The 26,521-nt window shown below is 66.8% G+C and carries 26 protein-coding genes; 17 read left to right on the top strand and 9 right to left on the bottom strand.

The annotated features are described in order from the left end of the window. Position 1: 1 nt before the first annotated feature. The 4 genes from AABF56_RS17510 to AABF56_RS17495 all read left to right on the top strand — a co-directional run bounded on the left by AABF56_RS17510 (position 2) and on the right by AABF56_RS17495 (position 3,251). Positions 2-490, top strand: a complete 489-nt coding sequence (locus AABF56_RS17510) for a hypothetical protein (RefSeq protein WP_272806924.1) — start codon at positions 2-4, stop codon at positions 488-490. Beyond that, positions 487-1,239 carry an SDR family oxidoreductase gene (locus tag AABF56_RS17505; protein ID WP_244769330.1) on the top strand — a complete coding sequence of 251 codons (753 nt, stop codon included), beginning with the start codon at positions 487-489 and terminating at the stop codon, positions 1,237-1,239. Before AABF56_RS17510 ends, AABF56_RS17505 begins: the two co-directional genes overlap by 4 nt. Before the next feature lie 24 nt (positions 1,240-1,263). Further along, positions 1,264-2,670 (top strand): dihydrolipoyl dehydrogenase, encoded by a 1,407-nt coding sequence (gene lpdA / locus AABF56_RS17500; RefSeq protein ID WP_272806923.1) that lies wholly within the window; start codon positions 1,264-1,266, stop codon positions 2,668-2,670. Positions 2,671-2,753: 83 nt separating this feature from the next. After that, on the top strand, positions 2,754-3,251 hold the full coding sequence (locus AABF56_RS17495; RefSeq protein WP_272806922.1) for a DUF2867 domain-containing protein: 498 nt from the start codon (positions 2,754-2,756) through the stop codon (positions 3,249-3,251). A gap of 3 nt (positions 3,252-3,254) precedes the next feature. On the opposite strand, the gene AABF56_RS17490 is transcribed toward AABF56_RS17495, so the two are convergent. Further along, a complete protein-coding gene (locus AABF56_RS17490; RefSeq protein ID WP_272806921.1) occupies positions 3,255-4,337 on the bottom strand; it encodes a TraB/GumN family protein in 1,083 nt (360 codons plus the stop codon). Between the two features lie 181 nt (positions 4,338-4,518). Next, the gene (locus AABF56_RS17485) at positions 4,519-5,454 is read right to left on the bottom strand and encodes a tyrosine recombinase XerC (protein WP_272806920.1); all 936 of its coding nucleotides are present in this window, start codon (positions 5,452-5,454) and stop codon (positions 4,519-4,521) included. A 146-nt stretch (positions 5,455-5,600) separates the two neighbouring features. On the opposite strand from AABF56_RS17485, the gene AABF56_RS17480 reads away from it, so the two are divergent. The 9 genes from AABF56_RS17480 to AABF56_RS17440 all read left to right on the top strand — a co-directional run bounded on the left by AABF56_RS17480 (position 5,601) and on the right by AABF56_RS17440 (position 16,552). Then, entirely contained in the window at positions 5,601-6,737 is a 1,137-nt protein-coding gene (locus tag AABF56_RS17480; protein ID WP_272806919.1) for an AAA family ATPase, read from the top strand. 58 nt (positions 6,738-6,795) lie between these two features. Next, the gene (locus AABF56_RS17475; RefSeq protein WP_272806918.1) at positions 6,796-9,000 is read left to right on the top strand and encodes a primosomal protein N'; all 2,205 of its coding nucleotides are present in this window, start codon (positions 6,796-6,798) and stop codon (positions 8,998-9,000) included. A gap of 103 nt (positions 9,001-9,103) precedes the next feature. After that, entirely contained in the window at positions 9,104-9,487 is a 384-nt protein-coding gene (locus AABF56_RS17470; protein WP_272806917.1) for an AGROH133_08824 family phage infection protein, read from the top strand. Positions 9,488-9,748: 261 nt separating this feature from the next. Continuing rightward, positions 9,749-10,315 (top strand): F0F1 ATP synthase subunit delta, encoded by a 567-nt coding sequence (locus tag AABF56_RS17465; RefSeq protein ID WP_244769338.1) that lies wholly within the window; start codon positions 9,749-9,751, stop codon positions 10,313-10,315. Further along, positions 10,315-11,844: a F0F1 ATP synthase subunit alpha gene (gene atpA / locus AABF56_RS17460; protein ID WP_244769339.1), complete on the top strand. Its 1,530-nt coding sequence runs from the start codon at positions 10,315-10,317 to the stop codon at positions 11,842-11,844. Before AABF56_RS17465 ends, atpA begins: the two co-directional genes overlap by 1 nt. Positions 11,845-11,959: 115 nt before the next feature. Continuing rightward, positions 11,960-12,841 carry a F0F1 ATP synthase subunit gamma gene (locus AABF56_RS17455; protein ID WP_272806916.1) on the top strand — a complete coding sequence of 294 codons (882 nt, stop codon included), beginning with the start codon at positions 11,960-11,962 and terminating at the stop codon, positions 12,839-12,841. 26 nt (positions 12,842-12,867) lie between these two features. Continuing rightward, a complete protein-coding gene (gene atpD, locus AABF56_RS17450) occupies positions 12,868-14,397 on the top strand; it encodes a F0F1 ATP synthase subunit beta (protein WP_272806915.1) in 1,530 nt (509 codons plus the stop codon). 97 nt (positions 14,398-14,494) lie between these two features. Next, positions 14,495-14,902, top strand: a complete 408-nt coding sequence (locus AABF56_RS17445) for a F0F1 ATP synthase subunit epsilon (RefSeq protein WP_272806914.1) — start codon at positions 14,495-14,497, stop codon at positions 14,900-14,902. Positions 14,903-15,124: 222 nt separating this feature from the next. Beyond that, positions 15,125-16,552 carry a mannose-1-phosphate guanylyltransferase/mannose-6-phosphate isomerase gene (locus tag AABF56_RS17440; RefSeq protein ID WP_272806913.1) on the top strand — a complete coding sequence of 476 codons (1,428 nt, stop codon included), beginning with the start codon at positions 15,125-15,127 and terminating at the stop codon, positions 16,550-16,552. A gap of 6 nt (positions 16,553-16,558) precedes the next feature. Here the strand turns inward: AABF56_RS17440 and AABF56_RS17435 are convergent, their stop codons facing one another. From AABF56_RS17435 to AABF56_RS17420, 4 genes are all read right to left on the bottom strand, one after another. Further along, positions 16,559-17,308: a metallophosphoesterase family protein gene (locus AABF56_RS17435; protein ID WP_272806912.1), complete on the bottom strand. Its 750-nt coding sequence runs from the start codon at positions 17,306-17,308 to the stop codon at positions 16,559-16,561. A 122-nt stretch (positions 17,309-17,430) separates the two neighbouring features. Beyond that, the gene (locus AABF56_RS17430; protein WP_272806911.1) at positions 17,431-18,036 is read right to left on the bottom strand and encodes a thermonuclease family protein; all 606 of its coding nucleotides are present in this window, start codon (positions 18,034-18,036) and stop codon (positions 17,431-17,433) included. A gap of 23 nt (positions 18,037-18,059) precedes the next feature. Continuing rightward, complete coding sequence (locus AABF56_RS17425; RefSeq protein WP_272806910.1) at positions 18,060-18,821, bottom strand: DUF6030 family protein; 762 nt, start codon at positions 18,819-18,821, stop codon at positions 18,060-18,062. Positions 18,822-18,967: 146 nt separating this feature from the next. Beyond that, the gene (locus AABF56_RS17420; RefSeq protein ID WP_272806909.1) at positions 18,968-19,891 is read right to left on the bottom strand and encodes a LysR substrate-binding domain-containing protein; all 924 of its coding nucleotides are present in this window, start codon (positions 19,889-19,891) and stop codon (positions 18,968-18,970) included. Between the two features lie 91 nt (positions 19,892-19,982). Here AABF56_RS17420 and AABF56_RS17415 point away from each other — a divergent pair, with 91 nt between their 5' ends. The 4 genes from AABF56_RS17415 (at position 19,983) to ubiG (ending at position 24,627) form a co-directional block, all read left to right on the top strand. Beyond that, entirely contained in the window at positions 19,983-21,125 is a 1,143-nt protein-coding gene (locus AABF56_RS17415) for an iron-containing alcohol dehydrogenase (RefSeq protein ID WP_272806908.1), read from the top strand. 8 nt (positions 21,126-21,133) lie between these two features. Further along, positions 21,134-22,633 carry an aldehyde dehydrogenase gene (locus AABF56_RS17410; RefSeq protein WP_272806907.1) on the top strand — a complete coding sequence of 500 codons (1,500 nt, stop codon included), beginning with the start codon at positions 21,134-21,136 and terminating at the stop codon, positions 22,631-22,633. 25 nt (positions 22,634-22,658) lie between these two features. Beyond that, the gene (locus AABF56_RS17405; protein ID WP_272806906.1) at positions 22,659-23,783 is read left to right on the top strand and encodes a mandelate racemase/muconate lactonizing enzyme family protein; all 1,125 of its coding nucleotides are present in this window, start codon (positions 22,659-22,661) and stop codon (positions 23,781-23,783) included. Between the two features lie 94 nt (positions 23,784-23,877). Beyond that, positions 23,878-24,627, top strand: a complete 750-nt coding sequence (gene ubiG, locus AABF56_RS17400; protein ID WP_272806905.1) for a bifunctional 2-polyprenyl-6-hydroxyphenol methylase/3-demethylubiquinol 3-O-methyltransferase UbiG — start codon at positions 23,878-23,880, stop codon at positions 24,625-24,627. A gap of 23 nt (positions 24,628-24,650) precedes the next feature. Here the strand turns inward: ubiG and AABF56_RS17395 are convergent, their stop codons facing one another. The 3 genes from AABF56_RS17395 to AABF56_RS17385 are packed head-to-tail and all read right to left on the bottom strand — an operon-like array spanning position 24,651 to position 26,511. Then, positions 24,651-25,229: a DUF3291 domain-containing protein gene (locus tag AABF56_RS17395; RefSeq protein WP_272806904.1), complete on the bottom strand. Its 579-nt coding sequence runs from the start codon at positions 25,227-25,229 to the stop codon at positions 24,651-24,653. Then, positions 25,229-25,657: a DUF1178 family protein gene (locus tag AABF56_RS17390; RefSeq protein ID WP_272806903.1), complete on the bottom strand. Its 429-nt coding sequence runs from the start codon at positions 25,655-25,657 to the stop codon at positions 25,229-25,231. Before AABF56_RS17390 ends, AABF56_RS17395 begins: the two co-directional genes overlap by 1 nt. Further along, entirely contained in the window at positions 25,654-26,511 is an 858-nt protein-coding gene (locus AABF56_RS17385; RefSeq protein ID WP_272806902.1) for a carbon-nitrogen hydrolase family protein, read from the bottom strand. The genes AABF56_RS17390 and AABF56_RS17385 overlap by 4 nt, the downstream gene beginning before the upstream one ends. Between the last annotated feature and the right edge of the window lie 10 nt (positions 26,512-26,521).

Here is a 26,521-nt window from a genome sequence, read left to right as displayed (position 1 = left end):
GATGCGCGCCGTCCTCGTCCTTGCCGGATTTCTTGCCGCAACCGCCGCCTCGGCGGCGGAGTGCCGGCAGGACCGCGCGCGCTATGCGGATCGCGACGGGGCCTATGAGCTCACCTTCGAGCCTGTCGGTTCCGACGCGGCCGCGACGAGCCATCATTTCAAGCTGAAGATCCTGGCGAGCGGCGTGGTGCTCGACGGTGTCGTCATGCCGGGCGATCCCGCCCGCTCGAACGGCATGGTCATGCACGATTGCCCCGAAGGCGACGTGACCGGCGAGGAGATCGCCGCCTGTACCGTCTGGGAGGGCGTGATCTACGCGCTCGACGGCGCCGGCGATGCCGGCCTCCTGCCGGAGGAGGGGGCTGCGGCGGCCGAAACCCTGCTTCTTTCCGGCTTCGGGCCGTCGGTGCGCTATTCGACGCTGTGGGACGACGGCAAGGCGACCGTGGCGCCCTGGGACGTCTTCAGGCGGAAAGGATGCGCGCCATGACGGAGGCTCCCGTTCTTCTCGTCACCGGCGGCAGCCGCGGCATCGGCGCCAGCGTCTGCCGCATGGCGGGTGCCGCCGGCTGGCAGGTCGCTGTGAACTATGCCGCCAATCGCGACGCGGCCGAGGCCGTTGTCGGCGACATCCGGGCGCTCGGCGGCTCGGCGATCCCGGTCGGCGGCGATGTCGGGACGGAACTCGGCCTCGCCTCCATCTTCTCCGCCATCGACGGCACGTTCGGCCGGCTCGACGGGCTCGTCAACAATGCGGGCATCATCGCGCTGCCGCAGCGCGTCGACGAGATGTCCGCCGAGCGTCTGGAGCGCATGTTCGCCGTCAACGTGATGGGCTCGATCCGCTGCGCCCAGGAGGCCGTCCGCCGCATGTCGACGCGCCACGGCGGCAAGGGCGGTTCCATCGTCAACATCTCGTCGGTCGCCGCCCTCCTCGGCGCTGCCGGCCAATATGTCGACTATGCCGCCAGCAAGGGCGCCATCGAGAGTTTCACCGTCGGCCTCGCGCGCGAGGTCGCCGCGGAGGGCGTGCGCGTCAATCTCGTGCGCCCCGGCATCATCGATACCGACATCCACGCTTCCGGCGGCCTGCCGGACCGGGCGCGCGACATGGCGTCGCTCATCCCGATGCAGCGGCCGGGCACGGCCGATGAAGTCGCCCATTCCATTCTCTATCTTCTCTCCGATGCGGCGTCCTATGTGACGGGTGCCGCCCTCAACGTCAGCGGCGGGCGCTAGCCCCCCGCGCAGGAAGGACTTGTCATGGCATATGATCTCATCGTTATCGGTTCCGGCCCCGGCGGCTATGTCTGCGCCATCAAGGCGGCCCAGCTCGGCCTCAAGGTCGCGGTCGTCGAAAAGCGGGCCACCTATGGCGGCACCTGCCTCAATGTCGGCTGCATCCCCTCCAAGGCGCTGCTGCATGCCTCCGAGACCTACAGCCATGCCGCCCACGGTCTGGACGCGCTCGGCATCGAGGGCGTCAAGCCGGTGCTGAACCTTTCCAAGATGATGGGGCACAAGGATGCGACGGTGAAGTCGAATGTCGACGGCGTCGCCTTCCTCTTCAAGAAGAACAAGATCGACGGCATCCAGGGCACCGGCAAGGTGCTCGGCGCGGGCAAGGTCTCCGTCACCAACGACAAGGGCGAGGAACAGGTCCTCGAGACGAAGAACATCGTCATCGCCACGGGCTCCGACGTCGCCGGCATTCCGGGCGTCCCGGTCGAGATCGACGAGACGGTCATCGTCTCCTCCACCGGCGGCATCGCGCTCGACAAGGTGCCGGGCCACCTCATCGTCGTCGGCGGCGGCGTCATCGGCCTCGAGCTCGGCTCCGTCTGGGCCCGCCTCGGCGCCAAGGTCACCGTGGTCGAATATCTCGACACCATCCTCGGCGGCATGGATGGCGATGTCTCCAAGCAGTTCCAGCGCATGCTGGTCAAGCAGGGCATGGAGTTCAAGCTCGGTGCCAAGGTGACGGGCGTCGAGAAGGCGGGTTCCGGCGCCAAGGTGACCTTCGAGCCGGTCAAGGGCGGCGAGGCCGCCACGATCGAAGCCGACGTCGTGCTGATCGCCACCGGCCGCAAGCCCTATACCGACGGCCTCGGCCTCAAGGACGCCGGCGTCGCGCTGGACAATCGCGGCCGTGTCGAGATCGACAACCACTTCCAGACCAACGTCGCCGGCATCTATGCCATCGGCGACGTGGTGCGCGGCCCGATGCTCGCCCACAAGGCGGAAGACGAGGGTGTCGCCGTTGCCGAAATCCTCGTGGGCCAGGCCGGCCACGTGAACTACGACGTCATTCCGAGCGTCGTCTACACGCAGCCGGAAGTCGCCTCCGTCGGCAAGACGGAAGAGGAACTGAAGGCCGCGGGCATCGCCTACAAGGCCGGCAAGTTCCCCTTCACCGCCAACGGCCGCGCCCGCGCCATGCTGGCGACGGACGGCTTCGTCAAGGTGCTGGCGGACAAGGAGACGGACCGCGTGCTCGGCGTGCACATCGTCGGCTTCGGCGCCGGCGAGATGATCCACGAGGCGGCCGTGCTGATGGAATTCGGCGGCTCCTCCGAAGACCTCGGCCGCACCTGCCACGCGCACCCGACCATGTCGGAAGCCGTCAAGGAAGCCGCGCTCGCGACCTTCTTCAAGCCGATCCACATGTGATCCGGTCAGGCGGCTGCGACAACCGGCCGCCTGTCTTCGCCCGGCGAAGAGGCGCACCATGGAGGCCTTAAAGGATGGCCTTCATGTCCCCCGTTTCGAGACCGGTCTCGCTTCCGCATCCGCTTCTGCCTGCCGCCGACTGGGCGGATCGCTTCACGCTGGGCCTGCCCGTCGACAACCTCACGGCGCGCGAGGCGGCGCGGCTGGCGCTCGAACACCCGCCGGCCTGGGTGCGCCGGCTCATGGCGCTGCGCAATGCGCTCGTCCGGCCGTTCGGCCTGAAAGGGGCGGCCGGGAAGGTCGTGCCGTCGGAGACGGAGATCGGCGGCTTTCCGATTGTCAGCGCGAGCGACGACCGGGTTGTGCTCGGCTTCGACGACAGGCATCTCAATTTCCGCATCGTCATCGATGTCCGGCGGGACCGGCCGAGCGGCCAGACGCTCAGCGTGATGACGCTCGTCCACCGCAACAACCTGCTCGGCCGGCTTTATCTTGCCGCCGTCATGCCGTTCCACAAGCTGATCGTCCGCACCATGCTGGCCGGTATCGGCCGCAGGATTTCACGCACGCGGGAGCCATGAGGCTCAGGGCACGACGGTGACGGTGAAGCCCTGCTTGCGCAGCAGCTCCACGACCCCTTCCGGGCCGGCAAGATGCAATGCGCCGACCGCGACGAAGACGTTGCCGCCGGCGAGGATCGGCGCGGCGCGCTCCGCCATCGTGTGGTTGCGGTCGATGATGATGCGCTGCTCGAAATCGGCATAGGCCTCGGCGTCCGCGTCCGTCTCGGGCGCGGCGGCGCGCATCATCGGCATGATCATGCCGGTATCGCCGGAAAGATAGAGCTGGCTCATCGTCTCGATGACGTCCTTCAGCGTGTCGCCGAGTTCCAGGGTCTGGACGAGGCCCTGGACCTGCGGTTCGAGCGGCAGGGAATCGAGGGCGGAAATCTGCTCGACGAGCGTTTCCAAACCCTTCAGCGTCTTGCCCTCGGCAAGCGCGTCCTTGGCGAGGCGCTGGTCGAGGAAGGCGGCGCCGGCCGTCTTGCGGGCGATCTCGCAGGCCGGCAGCGCCACGAAGCTCGCGATCATCCAAGGCTTCATGCGGCCGACCGCGGCGAGCGAGAGCCCGCGGCGCTTCAGGCCTTCGGCCAGTTTCTCTGCGCCCTCCTCGTCGAGGAAGTCGGTGATGGACCTGCCGTCGGTGAACATGGTGAGGTCGGGACGGGTGAGCATCGCCGCGCCGGCCTTCTTCTCGTCCGCGATCTCGTCTGATTCGACCACGATCGTTGCGGCTTCGGCAAAGGCGGTGCGTGCCGCCTCCGGCATGGCGAGCACGCGCGGGTCCGTCACATGCATGGTGCCGAGCAGCCAGGAGGCGGGCTGGCTGTCCTTCTCAATCTTCCAGAAGATGCCCTTGCCGTTCGGCACGCCATCGGCCTCGGCCCGCAGTTTGGCATAGCCGGCCGGATCGTCCTTTTCGAATTTTTCCAGGAGATTGATGCCGCCGCAGACGGGCGGCTCCTGCGCGCTAGCCGGCGAGAGGGCGGCAAGCACGAAGAGGAAGGAGAGCGCGACCAGCACATGGATGGCGGCCAGCCCCCAGAGGCCGGCATCGGCCAGCCGGTCGGCAAGCGCCGGGCGCTGTCTGCGAAGAAGGACTGTCATGGTCGAACTCCCTGTCTTTTCGGCAGCCCTGAAACGCGTCGCGATCCTCTGGATTCGCCCCCTGCGCTTCAGGGCCTTGATTTTACGCCTGTCGTTCTCGCAAAACCGCTGGGCACTTTTGTGTGCGACAAGCTCTAGTCCGGTTGCCCTCACAATCCCTTAACGTGCTACGCCTCGGGCCTCATGCCCGCGGATGGGCGCGGTCGTAGATTTCGAGCAGCCGGGCGGAATCGACGCCGGTATAGACCTGCGTGGTGGAAAGGCTGGCATGGCCGAGCAGTTCCTGGATGGTGCGCAGGTCCCCTCCGCCGGCCAGCAGGTGCGTGGCGAAGGAATGGCGCAGCGCATGGGGCGTCGCGCTGTCCGGCAGGCCGAGGGCACCGCGCAGCTTCTGCATCTCGCGCTGGATGATTGCCGGTTGCAAAGGGCCGCCTCGCGCGCCGCGGAAGAGCGGCTTGTCCTCCGCAAGCGGGAAGGGGCAGAGCTTTATGTAGTCCTCGACGCCGGCAAGGGCCGGGGCGATCAGCGGCACAATGCGGGTCTTGTCGCCCTTGCCGGTGATGCGCAGCGCGGTCGGCGCGCCGGCGAAATCGGCCGGCGTCAGCGACAGCGCCTCGGAAATGCGCAGGCCGCAGCCGTAGAGGAGGGTCAGGACAGCGGCGTTGCGCAGGCGGATCCACGGTTCCTCGGCCAGTTGTTCATGGGCATCGACGACGGCGATCGCCTGCCGGTCGGAGAGCGGCTTCGGCAGCGATTTCGGCTGTTTCGGCGAGCGCACCGCCGAAGCGCCGGCGGCATTGGCGAGGCCCTTGCGCTCCAGGTGGCGCAGGAACGAACGCAGGCCCGCAAGGCCGCGGCTGAGCGTGCGCGCACCCGCGCCGTCGCGGCGCCGGGCGGCGAGGAAGCCGCGCAGGTCCGCCGGCCGCAGGTCGCCGATGTCCTTGAGGCGCGCCGGGGCGGCAAGGTGCTGCGTCAGGAAGGCGAGGAACTGGCGGGTGTCGCGCTCATAAGCGTCCAGCGTGTTGTCGGAAAGCCGCCGTTCTTCCGCGAGCGCGGCGAGCCAGCCCTGGCGCTCGGCCATCAGTGTCGGGTCGGCGATGATGAGGAGATCGGTCATGTCCTGCCCTTTGGCGTTTGCCGGAGCATGGGCGATTTCCGCTTAAGGTTTTGCTAACGTTCCCGTCGAGGCCGGGCAAAGCGGCCCGCCTTCCTCTCGACACGGTGGCTGGTATAGAGAGGGTCTTCCTCCATTGCGGGACCATCATGCTTTTGCGTTCCATGTCTGCCGAAAACTACCGTTCGCTGCGCTCGATCCGCATGGATCTCGGGCGTGTGAACCTGTTCGTCGGCGAGAACGGAGCGGGGAAATCGAACCTCTACCGCTCGCTCCAGCTGGTCCAGGCCGCGGTGCGCGGTAGCTTCGCCCATGAGATCGCGGCGGAAGGCGGCATGGCCTCGGCGCTCTGGACGGGCAGGCGGCGGGCGAACGAGCCGGTGCGCATCCGCCTCGAGACCGAACTTCTCGACGAGGACCGTGCGATCACCTTCCGCTACCGCGTGGAGGCCGTCCAGCGCCCGCCGAAAGCCGCCGCGGGCTTTGCCTTCGAGCCGCAGGTCAAGGCGGAGGAACTGACCATCGAGACCGGGCGGCGACCGGTGACGGTGATGAAGCGCGCCGGGCCGGGCATCATGGTGCGCGACGAGACCGGCCGCATGGTCGAGCATCCAGAACAGGCGCTGACCTCGGAGACGGCCATCGCTCTGCTCGGCGATGCCGGGCACTATCCGGAGATCGGCACCTTCCGTCGCGCCGTCTCGCAATGGCGCTTCTTCCATGGTTTCCGCTCCGACCGCGATTCGGCCCTGCGCCAGCCCTGCCTTGCCGTCACCGCGCCGCTGCTCGATCAGGACGGGGCGAACATGGCCGCCGTCTTTGCGACGCTCACCTGGACGCGCGAGGATACGCTCGATCTCGACCGGGCGGTGGCGGACGCGTTCGGCGGGGCGCGGCTTTCCGTGCCGGAGCCGGAGGAGTTCGCCTCCTACGGGCTGGTGTTCCCACAGTTTCCCCAGCGCGTCTTCCAGCCGCGCGAGCTTTCGGACGGGCAGATCCGCTTCCTGGCGCTCGCCGCGGCCCTTCTCTCCTATCGCACGCCGCCGCTGATCGCGCTCAACGAGCCGGAAGCAAGCCTCCATCCGGACATGCTGGCACCGCTTGCCGACATGATTGCGCGGGCCGCGCAGTCGAGCCAGCTCTGGATCGTCACCCATTCCGAGCGGCTGGCGCAGGAGGTGGAGACACGCTGCGGCGTGCGTGCGAAGCGCGTCGTGCGCAATGACGGGGCGACCTGGATCGACGGCATGCGGCTGACGGGCGAAATGGCCGGGGACGACGAATGAGGACGGCGGCGATCTTTGCGGTTTTCTTCGCGTCGCGGCGGGGGCATCTTCGCGCCTGATGACCAGCGATTCGACCGACCTTTTCGGGGAAAAACTTTTTCCGCGCACGGTGCCCGTGATGGTGCCGGTGCCGACGCCCTTGCCCTATTCCTATTCGGTGCCGGAGGGCATGGCGGTGGAGCCGGGCTCGATCGTGCAGGTGCCGCTCGGGCCGCGGCTGGTGCCGGGCGTCGTCTGGGACGGCGGCGATGACGGCAAGGTCGATCCGAAGAAGCTGCGGCCGATCGAGAAGGTGTTCGACTGCCCGCCGCTTTCCAGGGAGATGCGCGATTTCCTCGACTGGGTCTCCGCTTACACGGTGACGCCGCCGGGCCTCGTCGCCCGCATGGCGCTGCGTGCACCCACCGCCTTCGATCCCGAACCGATGATCGAGGGGCTGCGCTTCACCGGCCACCGGCCGGAGCGGCTGACGAGTGCGCGCGAGCGCGTGCTGGAACTGGTCGAGGGCGGCATACCGTGGACGCGGTCCGGCCTTGCGCATGCCTCCGGCACCTCGACCAGCGTCATCGACGGGCTGGTGAAGCAGGGCACGTTCGAGACGGTCTTCCTGCCGCCGCCGCCGGTGGTGGCGGCGCCGGACCCCGATTACGTTGCGCCGCGGCTCGAAGGGCCGCAGACGGAGAGTGCGGCGGAACTGGTCGAGAGCGTGCGGAAGGGCGAATTCTCCGTCTCGCTGATCGACGGCATCACCGGATCGGGCAAGACGGAGGTCTATTTCGAGGCGATCGCCGAGACCTTGCGGCAGGGCCGGCAGGTTCTGATCCTCCTGCCGGAAATTGCGCTGACGGCGAGTTTTCTGGAGCGGTTCCAGGATCGTTTCGGCGCCAAGCCGGCCGAATGGCATTCCGATCTCGCCCCGCGCATCCGCGAAAAGGTCTGGCGGCAGGTGACGACGGGGGATGTCCGGGTCGTGGCCGGCGCGCGCTCGGCGCTCTTCCTGCCGTTCGAAAATCTCGGCCTCGTCATCGTCGATGAGGAGCACGACCCGGCCTACAAGCAGGAAGACCGCGTCTTCTACAATGCGCGCGACATGGCGGTGGTCAGGGCGCGCATCGGCGACTTTCCGGCCGTGCTGGTCTCGGCGACGCCTTCGGTGGAAAGCCGGGTCAACAGCGATGTCGGCCGCTATCGCAAACTGCACCTGCCGACGCGCTACGGCGATGCGGCGCTGCCGGACCTGCATCTCGTCGACATGCGGCGGCACCCGCCGGCCCGCGGCGGCTTCCTGTCGCCCGTCATGCTGCGCGGCATCCAGCGCACCATCGAGAAGGGTGAGCAGGCGCTGCTCTTCCTCAACCGTCGCGGCTATGCGCCGTTGACGCTCTGCCGCGTCTGCGGCCATCGCTTCCAGTGCCCGCAATGTTCAAGCTGGTTGGTCGAGCACCGGTTCCGCGGGCAGATCCAGTGCCACCATTGCGGCTATGCCGAGCGCACGCCCGAAGCCTGCCCGGAATGCGGCACCTTCGACCACCTCGCCGCCTGCGGCCCGGGGGTGGAGCGCATCGCGGAGGAGGTGGAGCGGCATTTTCCCGAGGCGCGCACCATCGTGCTCTCCTCCGACCTGATGGGCGTGAAGCGGCTCAGGCTGGAGCTGGAGGCGATCGCCCGCGGCGAGGCGGATATCGTCATCGGCACGCAGCTCGTCGCCAAGGGGCACAATTTCCCGCTGATGTCGCTGGTCGGCGTGGTGGATGCGGATCTCGGGCTTTCCAACGGCGATCCACGGGCGGCCGAACGGACCTTCCAGCTGCTTTCGCAGGTGACGGGGCGTGCCGGGCGCTCGGGCCTGAAGAGCCACGGCCTCATCCAGACCTACCAGCCGGCCCATCCCGTCATGCAGGCCATCGTCTCCGGCGATGCGACGGCGTTCTATGACCGCGAGATCGGCGAGCGGGAGAAGGCATTGCTGCCGCCGTTCGGCCGGCTCGCCTCGGTCATCGTCTCGGCCGATACGCGCGGCGAGGCGGAGGCGCATGCGCGGGGGCTGCGGCAGGCAGCACCGCAGGTCTCCGGCATCTCGATCCTCGGTCCGGCGGAGGCGCCGCTGGCGCTGATCCGCGGCCGCCACCGCTTCCGCCTCCTGGTGCATGGCCGGCGGGGCAGTGACATGCAGGCCTTCCTGCGCGCCATGCTGGCCAACGGGCCTAAGGAGCGGGCCTCGCTGCAGGTGCAGCTCGACATCGATCCGCAGAGTTTCCTCTGACATGGGTGGTTAACAAAGAGTTGTGCGAACTTTCCCGGTGCGCTTCTGCCCGTCGCGGGCCTGTGCGATAGAGGGCGGCGGGCAGGCAAGGAGAGACGCCGAGATGGAATTCTACATCCCCACCGAGACGGGCGAGCTCCTGGCGTTCTGCGCCGCCATCGCGACCGTGCTCTTCGGCCTCTTCGCCCTCTTTGCGCCCGGCACGGCCTTGAAGCTCGCCGGGCTCCAGATCCGGGACGGCACGCGGGAAGGATATGCCTTCGCCCGCTCGGCCGGTGGCTTTTATGCGGGGATCGCCATCGTCGCGCTGCTGATGGCGCAGAGCTGGATCTACATGGCCATCGGCGGCGGTTTCGCGCTGGCTGCGTTCGGCCGCATCCTGTCGCTGATGTCGGACGGTTCCTTCACGCTCAAGAACCTTGCCGTGCTCGGCGCGCAGGCGGTGCTTGCCGCACTGCCGCTCGGCTACGCCTTCGGCTTCCTGTGACCGGAAAACCGGCTTCCGGCCTCCATAAACACCAGAACAGAGTGCGCGCAGGCAACTTTTGCCCCGACTGTGGCCGACTTATGGCGCATTCCTGCGTCCGGCGTGTTGCGAGTCCCGGTTTCGTATGCTAGACGAACCGCGAAATTCAGAAAAAGCGGGCGCCAAAGCCTGTAGGGACTGAAGATTACCGCAACGATTTCAATTGGTTAGGACCGTAGCTTCGCTACTGCCCGACCTCTTGAATGAAAAGAAGAGAAGCTTGTGCCCGTGGCAGACACATCCCAGCTTGTTTCCGGTGTTGCAGAAAGATACGCGTCTTCGCTTTTCGACCTCGCTCAGGAAGCCGGTTCGGCTGACAGTGTCGGTGCCGATCTTGCCCGTTTCCAGGCACTGATCGACGAAAGCGACGACCTGAAGCGGCTGATCCTCAGCCCCGTCTTCTCCGCCGAAGATCAGACCAAGGCCATTGCCGCCGTTGCCGCCAAGGCCGGCATCACGGGTCTCGTGGCAAACTTCCTCAAGGTGGTTGCGTCAAATCGCCGCCTCTTCGCCGTCCCCGGCATGATCAAGGCCTACCGCGCCATCGCGGCCCGCGCCCGCGGCGAAATCACGGCCGATGTCACCTCGGCCCATGCGCTGACCGCAGCGCAGGAAACAGAATTGAAGGCGGCGCTGAAAGGCGTCACCGGCAAAGACGTGGCGATCGCCGTCACCGTCGACCCGTCCATTCTCGGTGGTCTGATCGTCAAGGTCGGGTCCCGCCAGATCGACACCTCCCTTCGCACCAAACTCTCTACCCTTAAGCTTGCACTGAAAGAGGTCGGCTGATGGATATCCGCGCCGCGGAAATTTCCGCAATTCTCAAAGATCAGATCAAAAATTTCGGCAAAGAGGCGGAAGTCTCGGAAGTCGGCCAGGTGCTCTCCGTCGGTGACGGCATCGCCCGCGTTTACGGCCTCGACAATGTCCAGGCCGGTGAAATGGTGGAGTTCCCCGGCGGCATCCGCGGCATGGCGCTGAACCTGGAAAGCGACAATGTCGGCGTCGTTATCTTCGGTTCCGACCGTGACATCAAGGAAGGCGACACCGTCAAGCGCACCGGCGCCATCGTGGACGTGCCGGTCGGCCCGGAACTGCTCGGCCGCGTCGTCGACGCGCTCGGCAACCCGATCGACGGCAAAGGCCCGATCAATGCCAAGCAGCGCGCCCGCGTTGACGTCAAGGCTCCGGGCATCATCCCGCGCAAGTCGGTGCATGAGCCGATGTCGACCGGCCTCAAGGCCATCGACGCCCTCATCCCGGTCGGTCGCGGCCAGCGCGAGCTGGTCATCGGCGACCGCCAGACCGGCAAGACCGCCATCATCCTGGACACGATCCTGAACCAGAAGGCGATCCACGACAACGGCCCGGACGGCGACAAGCTGTACTGCGTCTATGTCGCCATCGGCCAGAAACGTTCGACCGTAGCCCAGTTCGTGAAGGTGCTCGAAGAGCGCGGCGCGCTGCAGTACTCGATTATCGTTGCTGCAACCGCCTCCGACCCGGCCCCGATGCAGTATCTCGCACCGTTCGCCGGCTGCGCGATGGGCGAATATTTCCGCGACAACGGCATGCATGCCCTCATCGGCTACGACGACCTGTCCAAGCAGGCCGTTTCCTACCGCCAGATGTCGCTGCTGCTGCGCCGCCCGCCGGGCCGCGAAGCCTATCCGGGCGACGTCTTCTACCTGCATTCGCGTCTGCTGGAACGCGCGGCAAAGCTCAACGACGAGATGGGCGCTGGCTCGCTGACGGCCCTGCCGGTCATCGAAACCCAGGGCAACGACGTTTCGGCGTTCATCCCGACCAACGTGATCTCGATCACCGACGGCCAGATCTTCCTTGAAACGGACCTGTTCTACCAGGGTATCCGCCCGGCCGTTAACGTCGGTCTGTCGGTGTCCCGCGTGGGCTCCTCCGCACAGATCAAGGCGATGAAGCAGGTCGCCGGCTCGATCAAGGGCGAGCTTGCCCAGTATCGCGAAATGGCCGCCTTCGCCCAGTTCGGCTCGGACCTCGATGCCGCAACGCAGCGCCTGCTCAACCGCGGTGCACGCCTGACCGAACTCCTGAAGCAGCCGCAGTTCTCGCCGCTGAAGACGGAAGAGCAGGTCGTCGTGATCTTCGCCGGCGTCAACGGCTATCTCGACAAGCTGCCGGTCGCCCAGGTCGGCAAGTTCGAGCAGGGCCTGCTCGGCTACATGCGCTCCGAGGGCAAGGCGATCCTTGATACGATCCGCACCGAAAAGGCGATCAGCGACGACACCAAGGGCAAGCTCAAGGCTGCTCTCGATGCCTTCGCCAAGAGCTTCGGCTGAGACCTAACGGTTCGAGCCCTGCGCGCCGCCGGCGCGCAGGCAGCCCGGGAACTTTGATTGACGCATGATCCGCTGAGGAGACCTCTCCCGGATCGTGTTACAGGACGGAAAACGGATGCCTTCACTTAAGGATCTGAAAAACCGGATCGCCTCCGTCAAGGCGACGCAGAAGATCACCAAGGCGATGAAGATGGTCGCCGCGGCAAAGCTTCGGCGTGCCCAGGAAGCGGCCGAGGCCGCCCGGCCCTATTCGCAGCGCATGAGCGCCGTTCTCGCCAACATCGCCCAGGCCGTCGGCCAGGACGATTCGGCGCCGCGTCTGATGACCGGCACGGGCAAGGACCAAGTTCACCTGCTCGTCGTCTGCACGGCCGAACGCGGCCTGTGCGGCGGCTTCAACTCGCAGATCGCGCGCCTTGCGCGTGACCACACCCGCAAGCTTCTGGCGAGCGGCAAGACGGTCAAGATCATCTGCGTGGGCAAGAAGGGTTTCGATATCCTGCGCCGTGAATTCGCGTCGCTGATCATCGACCGCGTCGATCTGCGCGAAGTCAAGCGCATCGGCTTTGCCAATGCAGACCAGATCGGCCACAAGGTCATCGGCCTGTTCGAGCAGGGCGAATTCGACGTCTGCACGCTGTTCTATTCCGAGTTCAAGTCGGTCATCTCGCAGATCCCGACCGCGCTCCAGCTCATCCCGGCCTCCGCTCCGGTGGTCGCTGCCGAGACGACAGGTGCCAACGCGATCTACGACTACGAGCCGGATGCCGGCGCGATCCTCGGGGACCTCATCCCGCGCAACATTTCCGTCCAGATCTTCCGGGCCCTGCTCGAGAACGTCGCCGGCGAAATGGGCGCCAAGATGAGCGCCATGGACAACGCGACCCGCAATGCTGGTGAGATGATCAACAAGCTGACGCTCAACTACAACCGTCAGCGCCAGGCTCAGATCACCAAGGAACTCATCGAAATCATCTCGGGCGCTGAAGCGCTCTAAGGACCAGGACAAAGAGGGTAAGAGACATGGCTAAGGCAGCTACCCCGAAGGAAACCGCCGCAGTGGAAAAGAAGCCGGCAGCGCGCAAGCCGGCAGCGAAGACTGCTGCTGCAACCAAGGCGGCGGCTCCGGTCGCAGCCCGCGCGACCGGTCGCGTTACCCAGGTTATCGGCGCCGTCGTTGACGTCGCCTTCGACGGCGACCTGCCGCTCATCCTGAACGCGCTGGAAACCGACAACAACGGCAACCGCCTCGTTCTCGAAGTCGCTCAGCACCTCGGCGAAAACACGGTTCGCACGATCGCCATGGACTCGACCGAAGGTCTCGTCCGCGGCCAGCCCGTGACCGACACCGGCGCCCCGATCTCCGTTCCGGTCGGCGACGAGACGCTCGGCCGCATCATGAATGTCATCGGCGAGCCCGTCGACGAAGCCGGCCCGCTCGTCACCAAGGCGAAGCGCGCCATCCACCAGGATGCTCCGGCCTATGTCGAGCAGTCCACGGAAGCGCAGATCCTCGTCACCGGCATCAAGGTCGTCGACCTGCTGGCGCCCTACGCGAAGGGCGGCAAGATCGGCCTCTTCGGCGGCGCAGGCGTCGGCAAGACCGTTCTCATCATGGAACTGATCAACAACGTCGCCAAGGCGCACGGTGGTTACTCGGTGTTCGCGGGCGTCGGTGAACGTACCCGCGAAGGCAACGACCTCTACCACGAGATGATCGAATCGGGCGTGAACAAGCACGGCGGCGGCGAAGGCTCCAAGGCTGCCCTCGTCTACGGCCAGATGAACGAACCGCCGGGTGCCCGCGCGCGCGTTGCGCTGACGGGTCTGACGATCGCCGAAGACTTCCGCGACAAGGGCCAGGACGTTCTGTTCTTCGTCGACAACATCTTCCGCTTCACGCAGGCCGGTTCCGAAGTGTCGGCTCTGCTCGGCCGCATCCCGTCGGCCGTGGGCTATCAGCCGACGCTCGCCACCGACATGGGCGCGATGCAGGAACGCATCACCACCACGACCAAGGGCTCGATCACCTCGGTCCAGGCCATCTACGTTCCGGCCGACGACTTGACCGACCCGGCGCCGGCAACCTCGTTCGCCCACCTGGACGCAACGACCGTTCTGTCGCGCTCGATCGCCGAAAAGGGCATCTACCCGGCCGTGGATCCGCTCGACTCGACCTCGCGCATGCTCGACCCGATGGTTGTCGGCGAAGAGCACTACGAAGTCGCCCGCAAGGTCCAGACGACCCTGCAGCGCTACAAGGCGCTGCAGGACATCATCGCCATCCTCGGCATGGACGAACTGTCGGAAGACGACAAGCTGGCCGTTGCCCGCGCCCGCAAGATCGAGCGCTTCCTGTCCCAGCCGTTCTTCGTGGCCGAAGTCTTCACCGGCTCGCCGGGCAAGCTCGTCGCGCTCGAAGACACGATCAAGGGCTTCAAGGGCCTCGTCAACGGCGAGTACGACCACCTGCCGGAAGCTGCCTTCTACATGGTCGGCTCCATGGAAGAAGCCGTCGAGAAGGCCAAGAAGCTGGCTGCCGAAGCGGCTTAACAGCGAATAGGAAATAGGGAGTAGCGAATAGGGAAAATGCGAACCTCGAATACGAATTCTATTCGCTATTCGCTATTCGCTATTCGCTAAGATGGTCATGGCAACAGAATTCAACTTTGAACTCGTTTCCCCCGAGCGCCTGCTGGTTTCCGGCAGCGTCAGCGAGGTCGTCATCCCGGCGACCGAGGGCGAGATGACCGTCATGGCCAACCACGCGCCGACCATGACGACGATCAAGCCGGGTATCGTCACCGTGAAGTTCGCGGACGGCAAGAAGGACCGCTACGTGGTCTTCGGCGGGTTCGCCGACATCGTCCCGACAGGCTGCACGCTGCTGGCCGAATCGGCCGTGCACGTCGACGACTTCAAGAACGAAGACATCGTTCGCCGCATCGAAGCCGCCCGTGCCGAGCTGAGCCATGCCAAGTCGGACGACCAGAAGTTCGGCATAGAGACCTATCTCGCCGAACTCACCACGCTGCAGGGTATCGTCGTACCGGCCTGATCGCGGTACGCGTTTGCGCCTGCCAAACCCGCCGTTCCGGCGGGTTTTTTGTTGCCTTCATTTCACTGCTTGCGAAGAAGGTCCTCTTTACCCTATCCGCAACATTGCGTACCCGACCGGAACGCCAGGTTGTGGTAATTTGCTGTTTCTTTACGACGCCGGGCGAGAGTGGCGCGCAAGGCGTGCGCCATGAGGGCGGACCAACGCATCAGGACGAGCAGGATGAGCAGCAAGATCGTACCCGTCATCATGGCCGGCGGTAAGGGCACCCGTCTCTGGCCGCTGTCGCGCGCCTCCGCGCCGAAGCAGTTCCTCGAATTCCTCGGGGAAACCACGCTCTTCCAGAAAACGCTGGCGCGCGTCGCCGATGCGGGGCTCTATGCGGCGCCGATCGTCGTCACCAACAGCGACTTCCGCTTCCTCGTCGCCGAACAGGCCCGCGCGGCCGGCGTCGCGCTCACCTCGATCCTGCTCGAGCCCGTCGCCCGCAACACGGCGCCGGCGCTTGCCGCCGCCGCGACCTTCATCGCGCGCCATCACGGCGACGACGCGATCATGCAGGTGCTTGCCTCCGATCACGAGATCGATGCCAACGCCACCTATTTCGATTGCATCGCCAGGGCGGCTGCCGCCGCGAGGGCCGGCCGCCTCGTCACCTTCGGCATCACGCCGAGCGAGCCCGCGACCGGCTACGGTTACATCGAGATCGGCGAGGACCTCGGCAATGGCGCCAATGCGGTGCGCCGGTTCGTCGAGAAGCCGGATCACGAAAGGGCGACGGCCATGCTGGCGGCCGGCGGCTATCTCTGGAATTCCGGCATGTTCATGCTGCCGGTCGGGCTCTTCCTGCGCGAACTGCGGCAATATGCGCCGGACGTGCTGGAGGCGGCGGGCGAAGCGGTCGCCAAGGCACAGCACGACCTCGACTTCGAGCGGCTCGACGAGGCGGCCTTTTCGCGCGCGCCCGATATCTCCGTCGACTATGCCATTTTCGAGAAGACGCCGATCGCCGCCGTCGTGCCCTCGCCGATCACCTGGTCCGATCTCGGCAGCTGGGATTCGGTGTGGAAGACCGGCCGGCAGGACGAGGCCGGCAACGTCGCCGACGGCAGCACGACGGTGCTCGACACGCGCAACTCGCTGATCATCTCGCGGGACATCCACGTCGCCGTGCAGGGCCTCGACAATGTCGCCGTCATCGCCAGCGAGGACGCCGTCTATGTCGGCCGCATGGAGGACAGCCAGAATGTCGGCAAGCTGGTGAAGCATCTCGCCAGCCTGCCGAAGACGGCGAAGCTGACCGAGACGCACCCGACCTCCTACCGGCCCTGGGGCGGCTATACCTCGGTGCTGAACGGCGAGCGTTTCCAGGTCAAGCGCCTGTTCGTGACGCCCGGCAAGCGGCTGTCGCTGCAAAAGCACCACCATCGCTCGGAACACTGGATCGTCGTACGGGGCACGGCCGAGGTGACGATCGGCGACAGGACGATCCCGCTCCGCGAGAACGAATCCGTCTACATTCCGCAGGGCGAGGTGCATCGCCTCGCCAATCCGGGAAAAATCCTGCTCGAACTGATCGAGGTGCAGACCGGCTCCTATCTTGGCGAAGACGACATCATCCGCATCGAGGACGAGTTCGGGCGGGGGTGATGATCCCTAAATCAGGTCCGCGCCCGCAAGGGTCACCCTGAGGGCGGTCAGCCGGCCGGTGGCGTAGCAGGTCGTGTCGATGCAGATGCGGCCCTTGCCGAAGACCGGCTCGCGCCCCGCCGTATGGCCATGGATGACCGTCAGCGGCAGGCCGGGACCCTCGCTGAGGAAGGGCTCGCGGATCCAGATGAGGTCATGATCCTCCTGTCGGGCGAGCGGAATGCCGGGCATGATGCCGGCATGGACGAAGAGCCGGTCGCCGCTCATCAGCGCGATCGGCATGTTTTGCAGGAAATCGATATGGTGCTGCGGGACCGCGCGGCGCAGGGCCGCGCCGAGCGTGTGCACCGCCTCGCCGGGGTCGGTATAGTCCGCAAGGTCCAGCCCGTAGGAGCGCAGCGTCGCGTCGCCGCCGTAGTCCAGCCAGCGCAGGTGCTGGTGCGGATTGAAGATGAATTTCAGGAACGTGTCGTCATGGTTGCCGCACAGCGCGATGCGCTCGATGCCGTCGCCATGGTCGGGCTTCGCCAGATGCTCGATCACCGCCCGGGAGGCCGGGCCGCGGTCGACATAGTCGCCGAGATAGAGGAGGAGCGGCCGCTCGGCCATGCGGGACGCGGCGTCCGTGCGGATCCTGTCCTCAAGCGCCAGCAGGGCGTCGAGGCAGCCATGAACATCGCCGATGGCGTAGATGAGCGGCCGGTCGGCGGCAAGCGTGAGGCGCTGGCGGAGCATGGGCTGGGCAGGGAGGCTCATGGTCCTGTCATAGCGGGGATGGGCCGGAGAGGGAACCGGCAAGTGGCGCATCAGCGTCGGCTAATGCGGCAAAAGCGAGAGTCTGGGGCATTCCTGGTGAACCGGAGTCCATCGGGAATGCTCTAACGTCCCCGCCCCGGCGGGCATCGCCCGCGGGCGCGGCATTCCGCGTCGATCCAGATGCCGGCCTTTCGCCGCATGGCGTCCTCCTGGGTGGCGGCAAGCCGCGGCGTGGCGGCCGAGGCCGCACCGGTCGCGACGAGCGTTTCGGCGAGATCCTTGCCGCCGGCCGAGCAGGTGAGAAAGGACACACCGGAAAACCGGATATTCTCTTCGCAGGTCAGTCTCTTGCCGGCGACCAGCCGCCTGAGGGCGATGCGCGCCTGCTGGCCGCAGATAGCGACCGTGCCGTCGGCATCGCGGCAGAACCGCTTCGGATCGACCGGCACGGCGTCCGTCAGCACATAGAGCCGGCCACCGTCCGCGAAGGAGGCGCTGTCGAAGACGGTGACGCGGGCGGACGGGTGAAGGCGCAGCGGCAGCACGATCGGCTCCACGGCCAGCCGCTCATAGGCCTGCGTCTTGCGGTCGATGCGCACGGGCTTGTCGGTCCAGATCGGATCGTCCGAAACCGGGCCGGATTCGAGGCCGGCAGCCTGGGCGGAGGCCGCCGAGAAGAGGAGGGCAAGCACCTGTGCCCACCGGGTTCGCTTTGTCGGTCTTTTCATGGCAAGCTCCATCTCCCGGCGCATCACAGCTTGTCGGGCAGCGGCAGCCAGCGGCCGCGGTCGAAATAATCCGGCAGGTAGGTGCCGCGGGTTCGCGTGCGGTCCGGCGTGATGATGAAATTGTAGCGCGGCGTTTCACTGAACTCCTTCTTGAGCTGGATGCGGTTGCCGAAGCGGATGATGTCGAATTCCTTGAGGGCGCGGATATCGGCGAAGATGTCGGGCGCCTCTTCCCAGCGCACCTCGTCGAGGAAGACCTCGATCGCCGCGATGACGGCATCCGTCACGCGGTTCTGCGTCGCCGTGTTCTCGATGTTGAGCTTGATGCGGAAGGAGGAGACGCGGGTTTCCGCATTGCCCCGGATCGACAGGAAGGCGGAGGAGGACGGGTTCGTGCCGTCGCTCGCGTCGGGGAATTCGCGGTAGGACTGGCATTCCCAGCTCTGCTGGTCGAACAGTCCGGCCTTCCAGCCGGCCGTCTCGAAGCCGCTGCGGCGCAGCGCATCGCAGAGCATTTCCGGCGCCTTGCGGATGGTGCGGACGAACCGGGTCTGCATCGGGGTGACGGGCGTCAGGAGCCGTTCCGGGATGAGACCCCTGGGGCGCGGCACGCGGTTGCCCTTCAGCTCATAGGGGCGCAAGTCGCGCGTCTGCGGCGTCACGGCGACGGGATCGTAGCCGAAGCGGGCGAGCAAGCGGTTGAGATTGCGGTAGTCGTTGGCCAGGAGCACGGTCGCGCCGATCGCTCCGAGCAGCACGACGGCCAAAAGCCCGAAGACAACCAAGCCGGATCTGCCTTGCTTCCGCTCCGTCATGCCGAACCGCGCCGTTGCCCGTGTCGATGCGGTGGTGCCGGGCCCATTCGGGGCCGGATCCATCGATCTCCCGCTCCTGATAGGCTACTCCCCGGATGCCTGCAAGCGCGGGAGCCTTACGGCCCGGCGCGGCTGGCGAGCAGGCTGTCGTGCAGCCGGAGCGCTTCGGGCGGCGAGGTGCGGAATTTCGGCAGGCCGAGATGATAGCCGTAGCCGGTGACGAGGCGCGTCTCCCCGAGCTGCACCAGGGCGCCTTCGGCAAGCGCGGCGGCAAGGAGATCGAGGCTGCCGAGCGCCACGCCGTCGCCGCTGAGGGCCGCGTCGACAGCGAGCGCATAGGTGGAGAAGGTGAGGTGCGGCCGCGGCGGCGCCTTGCGCAGCGCCTGCGGCGCGACCCGCTCCAGCCAGGGCCGGAAGGAGATCCAGTTGGCATTGAAGCGCTCGTAGTCGATGAGGTCGAGGGCGATAAGATCGGCCGGGGCAATGGCGGCGGCATCGAGGCCCTTGCGGGCGATATAGTCCGGCGAGGCCACCGGGGCGAGCGTTTCGGCGAGAAGCGGCGTCAGCGTCCAGCGGGGGTGCTCGCCGGCGCTGTAGAGGATGACAAGGTCGTTGTTCTCGGAGGCGAGGTCGGCCGGGCTGTCCGACGTGACGAGGCGGAGCGCGACGTCGGGATTGTCGCGGGAGAAATCGCGCAGGCGCCGGCCGAGCCAGAGATGGGAGACAGACCCGCTGGCGGCGAGCGAGATGCTCTGTCCCGCGCCGGTGCGGAACGGCTCCAGGCTTTCCTCCAGATAGTCAAGCGAGGCGCGCACGCGCTGGAACAGCCTTTCGCCGCGCGGCGTCAGGGCCAGGTTCTTGCCGCTGCGGGCGAAGAGCTGCGTGCCGAGATGATCCTCTAGCCCCTTGATGCGCCGGCTGACGGCCGCCTGGGTGATGTTCAGCTCCCGCCCGGCGCGCGAAAAGTTCATGTGCCGGCAGGCGGCGTCGAAGACACGGAAAGCTTCGAGGGGAATACGGGCGAGCATAGCGTCCTTCATGATCTGAGGTTATCAAAAAGACTGAAGAATCCAAGGATTTGAAAATCTGAAATTGTGATGCACGGTTCGGCAAATCCGTTCGGGAGGTTCCGTGCCGTTCACAACGTCTTTCGTGCCCGAGATTCGTTTCGGCGAAGGGGTCTATGAGACCATCGCCGCATGCGCCCGTGCGCTCGGTGCCCGCTCCGTGCTCGTCGTCATCGACGGGTTCCTTGCTGCCGGCGGGCTCGGCGGGCGCCTGGCCGACCAGTTTGATGCCGAGGGCGTGGCGGTGGAATTCTTCTCCGGTTTTGCCGGCGAGCCGAAGCTGGCCGCGGTCGAGGCCGCCACGGCAGCGGCCAGCGGCAAGGACCTCGTCGTCGGTCTCGGCGGCGGGTCGGCGCTCGATATCGCCAAGATCGCGGCTTGCGTGGCGGCGGGCGCGGACGGCCCGATGCACTATGCGCTTGCCGCCCACCCTTTGCCGGGCAGGCCGCTGCGCAAGATCCTGGTGCCGACGACGGCGGGCACCGGCTCGGAAACGTCGGCGACGACCATCTTCACCGGGCCGGAGGGCAAGAAGCTGTGGATCTGGGGGCCGGAGACCAAGGCGGACCTCGTGCTGCTCGATCCGGCGCTGACCGTGACGCTTTCGGCAAACCTTACCGCCTGGTGCGGGCTCGACGCCTTCGTGCATGCCTTTGAGGCGGCGACCAACCGCAACGCCCATGCCGGCGCCGCGCTCTATGCCCATGCCGCCCTCGGCCTCCTCGTGGAGGCGCTGGAAACGGCGGTCAAGAACCCCGCGGACAGGGAGGCGCGCGGCAAGGTGCTGCTCGGTGCCTGTTATGCCGGTATCGCGATCGACAATTGCGGCACGGCGATCGCCCATACGATCAGCCATGCGCTCGCCGGCCTTGCGCCGGTGCATCACGGGCTCGCCACGGCGCTCGGCTTCGAGGCGACGCTCGCCTGGCTCGTCGAGGCCGACACGCCCGACCTTGCCGCGGCGGCGCGGGCCTGCGGCCTGCAGGATGCGGCGATGCTGCCCGGCTTCGTCGCCGGCCTGATGGACCGTTGCGGCATCGTCCGCGCCCTGCCGGCCGCCTTTGCCGCCTTCACCGCCGAAGACCTCGCCCGTGAGATGCGCGCGCCGGAGAACCAGCCGATGCGCCGTTCGACGATCCGGGCTGTTTCGGATGCCGATATCGATGCCTTCGCCGCCAGCATGATGGCGCTGCCCCGGACGCTCTGAGGACGACCATGACCGAACAGCACAGCCGCGCCTATTGGGAAGAACGCCTTGCCGGCCTCTCGCTTGCCCGCGGGCATTTCATCGATGGCAGGGTGCAGCCTGCCGTTTCCGGCCGGACTTTTACCCGCACGCGGCCCATGGACGGCCAACCCGGCGCCGTGCTGGCGCGCGGCGATGCGGCCGATGTCGACTTTGCCGTGGCTTCTGCCCGCAAGGCCTTTGCCAGTGGTGTGTGGCGTGGCAAGGAGCCGCTGGAGAAGAAGCGGATCATGCTGCGCTGGGCGGAGCTGATCCGGATCCATGGCGAAGAGCTGGCGCTTCTCGAAACGCTCGATGTCGGCAAACCGGTGCAGGCCTCGCTCGGCGTCGACGTGCGCCTGTGCGCCGAGGGCATCCAGTATTACGGCGAGATGATCGACAAGATGTATGACGAGATCGCCCCGACCGGGCCGAAGGCGCGCGCGCTCGTCCGCAAGGTGCCGCTCGGTGTCGTCGCGGCGATCACGCCGTGGAACTATCCGATGATCATCGATGCCTGGAAGCTCGGGCCGGCGATCGCGGCTGGCAATTGCGTGGTGCTGAAGCCGGCCGAGCAGTCCTCGCTCTCGGCGCTTCGGCTCGCCGAGCTTGCCGTCGAGGCGGGCCTGCCCGCCGGCGTCTTCAACGTCGTCACGGGTTTCGGCGAGGAGGTCGGCAAGCCGCTCGCGTTCCACGCGGATGTCGACATGGTCGCCTTCACCGGCTCGACCGAGGTGGGCAAGCTGATCATGGGCTACGCCGCGCAGTCGAACCTCAAGCGCGTGGCGCTGGAACTCGGCGGCAAGTCGCCGCTCGTCGTCTTTGCCGATGCCGATCTCGACGCGGCGGCGAGCGCGGCCGCCTGGGGCTGTTTCTACAATTCCGGCGAGACCTGCCATGCCGCGACCCGCCTTCTCGTGCAACGCCCGGTGCAGGATGCGCTGATCGAGAAGATCGAGGCGGTGGTGAGCCGAGAGATCGTGCTGGCGCATCCCTTCGAGCCTTCGGCGCAGATCGGTGCGTTGATCGAGACGGAGCACATGGACAAGGTCCTCGGCCTCGTCGCGGCGGGGGAGGCGGACGGCGGGCGCCGCGTCTTCGGCGCAGAAAGGGTGCTGTCCGAGACGGGCGGCTGCTATGTCTCGCCGGGTGTCATCACGGATGTGACGAACGACATGCGCATCGCCCGGCAGGAGATCTTCGGCCCTGTGCTTGCGGCCATCGCCTTCGACACGGAGGAGGAAGCGCTCGCAATCGCCAATGACACCATCTACGGGCTTGCCGGCGCCGTTTTCACCCGCGACATGGACCGGGCGCACCGGTTCTCCGAGGGCATCCATGCCGGCACGGTCTGGATCAACACCTACGACATGTCGAATTTCGCGACGCCCTTCGGCGGCTTCAAGCAATCGGGTTTCGGCCGCGACCGCTCGGTGCATGCGATCGACAAATATTGCGACTACAAGACAATCTGGCAGCAGTTCGGTTGAAGGCTCAAGTCCAGGGGAGGAGCGCATGAGCAGGATCGTTTCCATCGGCATCAGCCATCACCGGCTGCCGCTCGATCCGCCGTTCAAGGCAAGCTGGGATGGTCGCCCGCGCCGGCATTTCGACGCGACGATCGTGCGCGTGCGCGACGAGGAAGGTCGCGAAGGCATTGGCTCCGGCGACCTAATGAAGGGGTTCGAGGGCCATGAGGATTTGTTCATCGGTGCGGACCCGCGCCATCTCGAACGGCACTACGAGGTGCTCTCGCACATCAATTTCCACTATGGCCGCTGCTGGCCGCTCGATCTGGCGCTCTGGGACCTTGCGGGCAAGGTGACGGGCGAGCCGGTCTGGCGCATGCTTGGTGGCCGTGCCGACCGGGTGCGGCTCTATGCGTCCTCCGGCGTGCTGCGAGAACCCGCCGCCATGGCCGACCAGGCCGAGCGCTACATCGCGGAAGGCTTTCCGGCGATGAAGGTGCGCTTCTCCTCCTCCGCCGGCGGGCGCAACGGCTGGCGCGAGGACGTGAAGGCGCTGGAGGCGATCCGCGCCCGTGTCGGCGACCGGCTGGAGCTGATGGTCGACTGCAACCAGGGTTGGCGCATGCCCTGGGACACGACGCTCTCCTGGACCTTCAAGGATGCGCTCGTCGTCGCGCGTGAGCTGGAACGGCTCGGCATCTACTGGATGGAGGAGCCGCTGCACCGCTCCGATCGCAAGGGCATGAAGGCGTTGAAGGAGGCGACGAGCGTGCGCATCGCGGGCGGGGAGATGACGCGCGAGCTCTATGAGTTCCGCGACATCATCGAGGAACGCGCCTTCGACGTGATCCAGCCGGACGTGGCGCTGGTCGGCGGCATCACGGGATGCCGGCGGCTCGCCTTCCAGGCGCGCGAGGCGGGCGTCGCCTTCACCCCGCATTCCTGGACGAACGGCATCGGCGTGCTCGCCAATGCGCATCTGACGGCGGGGGCGGGCGACGCGCCCTTCCTCGAATATCCCTATGACGGGCCGGAATGGAGCGAGGCGCGCCGTGACTACCCGCTGCAGGCGCCGCTGCGGCACGAGGACGGCTGGCTTGTGCTGGGCGAAACGCCCGGCCTCGGCGTGGCCCTCGACGAGGACCGGCTTCGCGCGACGCGGCTCGGCTGAACCGCTTCACTTCGTCTCCCTCCGCATTCGACCCTTGACATCCGCCCCGGGGAGGCCGACTTCACGGGGGACACGGACGCGAAGGAGACGAGCCATGAGCGAGGCAGCCCGCACGACGATCGACCAGGCGGAAGTCGACCGCTTTTCGGCGATGGCGGCCGAGTGGTGGGACCCGGCCGGGAAATTCCGGCCCTTGCACAAGTTCAATCCGGTCCGCCTCACCTATATCCGCGATCTCGTGTCCGGTCAGTTCGGCCGCGACCCCGCGGCGCATCGCCCGCTCGAGGGCCTGCGCATCCTCGATATCGGCTGCGGCGGCGGCCTGCTCTCCGAGCCGATGGCGCGCATGGGGGCGGATGTGCTCGGGGCGGATGCCTCGGAAAAGAACATCGGCATCGCCAAGGCCCATGCGGCAGGCAGCGGCGTTCCGGTCGATTACCGGGCGGTGACCGCCGAGGCACTGGCGGAAGCCGGCGAGACCTTCGACGTCGTGCTCAACATGGAAGTGGTCGAGCACGTCTCCGACGTCGATTTCTTCCTCACCACCTGCGCCTCCATGGTGCGTCCCGGCGGCATGATGTTCGTCGCCACGATCAACCGCACGCTGAAGGCGGCGGCGCTGGCGATCTTCGCGGCGGAAAACGTGCTGCGCTGGCTGCCGCGCGGCACCCATCAATATGAAAAGCTGGTGCGCCCGGAGGAGATCGAGAAACCGCTGACGGCCTCGGGGCTGATGGTGACCGATCGCACCGGCGTGTTCTTCAACCCGCTGTCCAACCAGTGGAACCTGTCGAAGGACATGGACGTCAACTACATGATGGTGGCGCGCCGCGCCTCCGCCTGAAGCCGGCCCGCGGGAAGCTCCGGTCAGGCCTTCAACGTCTTCGCGACGGCAAGCAGGTCCTGCTGCCCGGCCGCGTTGCGCGCGGCGATCGCCTTCACGCTTTCGCGGTCGATGCCGACGGTGTTGCCGTCGGGGCAAAAAGCCGTCTTGAAGGTGAAGGCGCGGGGCGACGGGCCGCGATCGGCAAGATGCTCCAGCCGCTCGGCGCCATCGGCCCAGAGAGGCCGGACGCCTTCCGCCACCCACCAGAGCACGAGGGCAGGCCAGGCCTGCCGCTGGTTCCAGTTGCGGGCGTGTTTCAGGGCGTCGGCGTGCACACCGTTATAGGTGAAGGCCATCAGCGCCTCGAGCCCGCTCCACAGCGAGAGCGAGGAGGGAGCATCCGCAAAGCCGCTGCCGGTAATGAAGCGGGGATAGACCTTCTCGCCCCAGCTTTCCGGTCCCGGCTCGCCGTCATAGCCGGAACGGCCGACGAACCCCTCCGCCCGGCTCGCCGCCTCGAAATTCAGCGGTTCGCGCAGGCGAAAGCCTTCGACGCGCGGGCTATCGTAGTCGTCGACATGCAGGCCGAAATTGTAGATCGCGAGATGATGGCCGCGCATCAGTTGGTTTCGTCGGGCAGGACGGGAAGCGGCGCGACCTCGACGCCCTCCTCCAGCAGCTCGCGCACCTCGTCCGCCGAGGCCCGGCCGATCAGGCCGCGCTGCTCGGCCTCGCCGTAATGGATCTTGCGCGCTTCTTCCGGAAAGCGCTCGCCGACATCCTCCGAATTGGCGCGGATGGTCGAGACGATCTCCCGAAGCTTGTTCATCATCTCCTTCTGGCCGGCCTGCACCACGAGCTCCTGGCGGCGCTCCTTCTTGCGGGCGGTCGAGACGGAGGGCGCCATCAGGCGCTTGGCGACATGGGCGGAGCCGCAGGTGGGACAGGAGACGAGCGCCCTCTTCTGCTGGCGGTCGAAATCGTCCGCAGAGCCGAACCACCCTTCGAAGGCGTGCCCGTTGTCACAGGAAAGCTCGTAGCGGATCAAGCGGCAACGCCTCCCTTCGCGGGCGCCTGTGCCGTTTCCAGCGTGAAGGTGCGCCCGTTGCGCAGGTTGGGGATCTTGTCGTGCGCGGCCTTGACGGCGGCATTGTCGACCTCGGCGAGCACGACGGCCTCGCCCGTGCCGCCGGCGCTGGCCAGGACGCGGCCCCACGGATCGATGATCATGGAATGGCCAAAGGTCTCGCGGCCGTCCTCATGCATGCCGGCCTGCGCGGCGGCGATGATGTAGACGCCGTTCTCGATGGCGCGGGCGCGCAGCAGCGTTTCCCAATGGGCTTCGCCGGTCTGGCGCGTGAAGGCGGCGGGAACGGAGATGATCTCGGCGCCGGCCTGGGCCTGCACCTTGAAGAGCTCGGGGAAGCGCACGTCGTAGCAGATGGCAAAGCCGAGCCGTGCGAAGGGAAGGTCCGCCATGCGCGCGACGGCGCCCGGCGAATAGACCGCACTTTCGCGCCAGCTCTCGCCATTGTCGAGATCGACGTCGAACATGTGGATCTTGTCGTAGGTGCAGACCTGTCCGCCATCGGGGCCGAACAGGAAACCGCGATTGGCGACCTTGCCGTCGGCAAGCGCGATGGCGGTGGAGCCGACATGCACGTGGATGGCGAGCTCGGCGGCAAGTTCGGCCGCGGCGGCGACCACGAGATCGTCGGCCTCCGTGCGCAGGATGGCGCGCAGCCCCGCGCGGTCGCGCTGGAGCGCGCCGGTCATTTCCGGCGTCTGGACATAGACGGCGCCCTTGGCGGCCGCCTCGCGCACGAGGCGCCGCATCGTCTCCACGTTGCGGACGGGATCGGTCCCGGAGCACATCTGGAGGGCGGCGATCGTGACGGTCATGGCGAACTCC

Origin of the sequence: Shinella sp. WSC3-e (genome assembly GCF_945994535.1) — a bacterium.
Taxonomy (GTDB): domain Bacteria; phylum Pseudomonadota; class Alphaproteobacteria; order Rhizobiales; family Rhizobiaceae; genus Shinella; species Shinella yambaruensis.
This window is presented reverse-complemented; position numbering and strand designations above follow the sequence as displayed.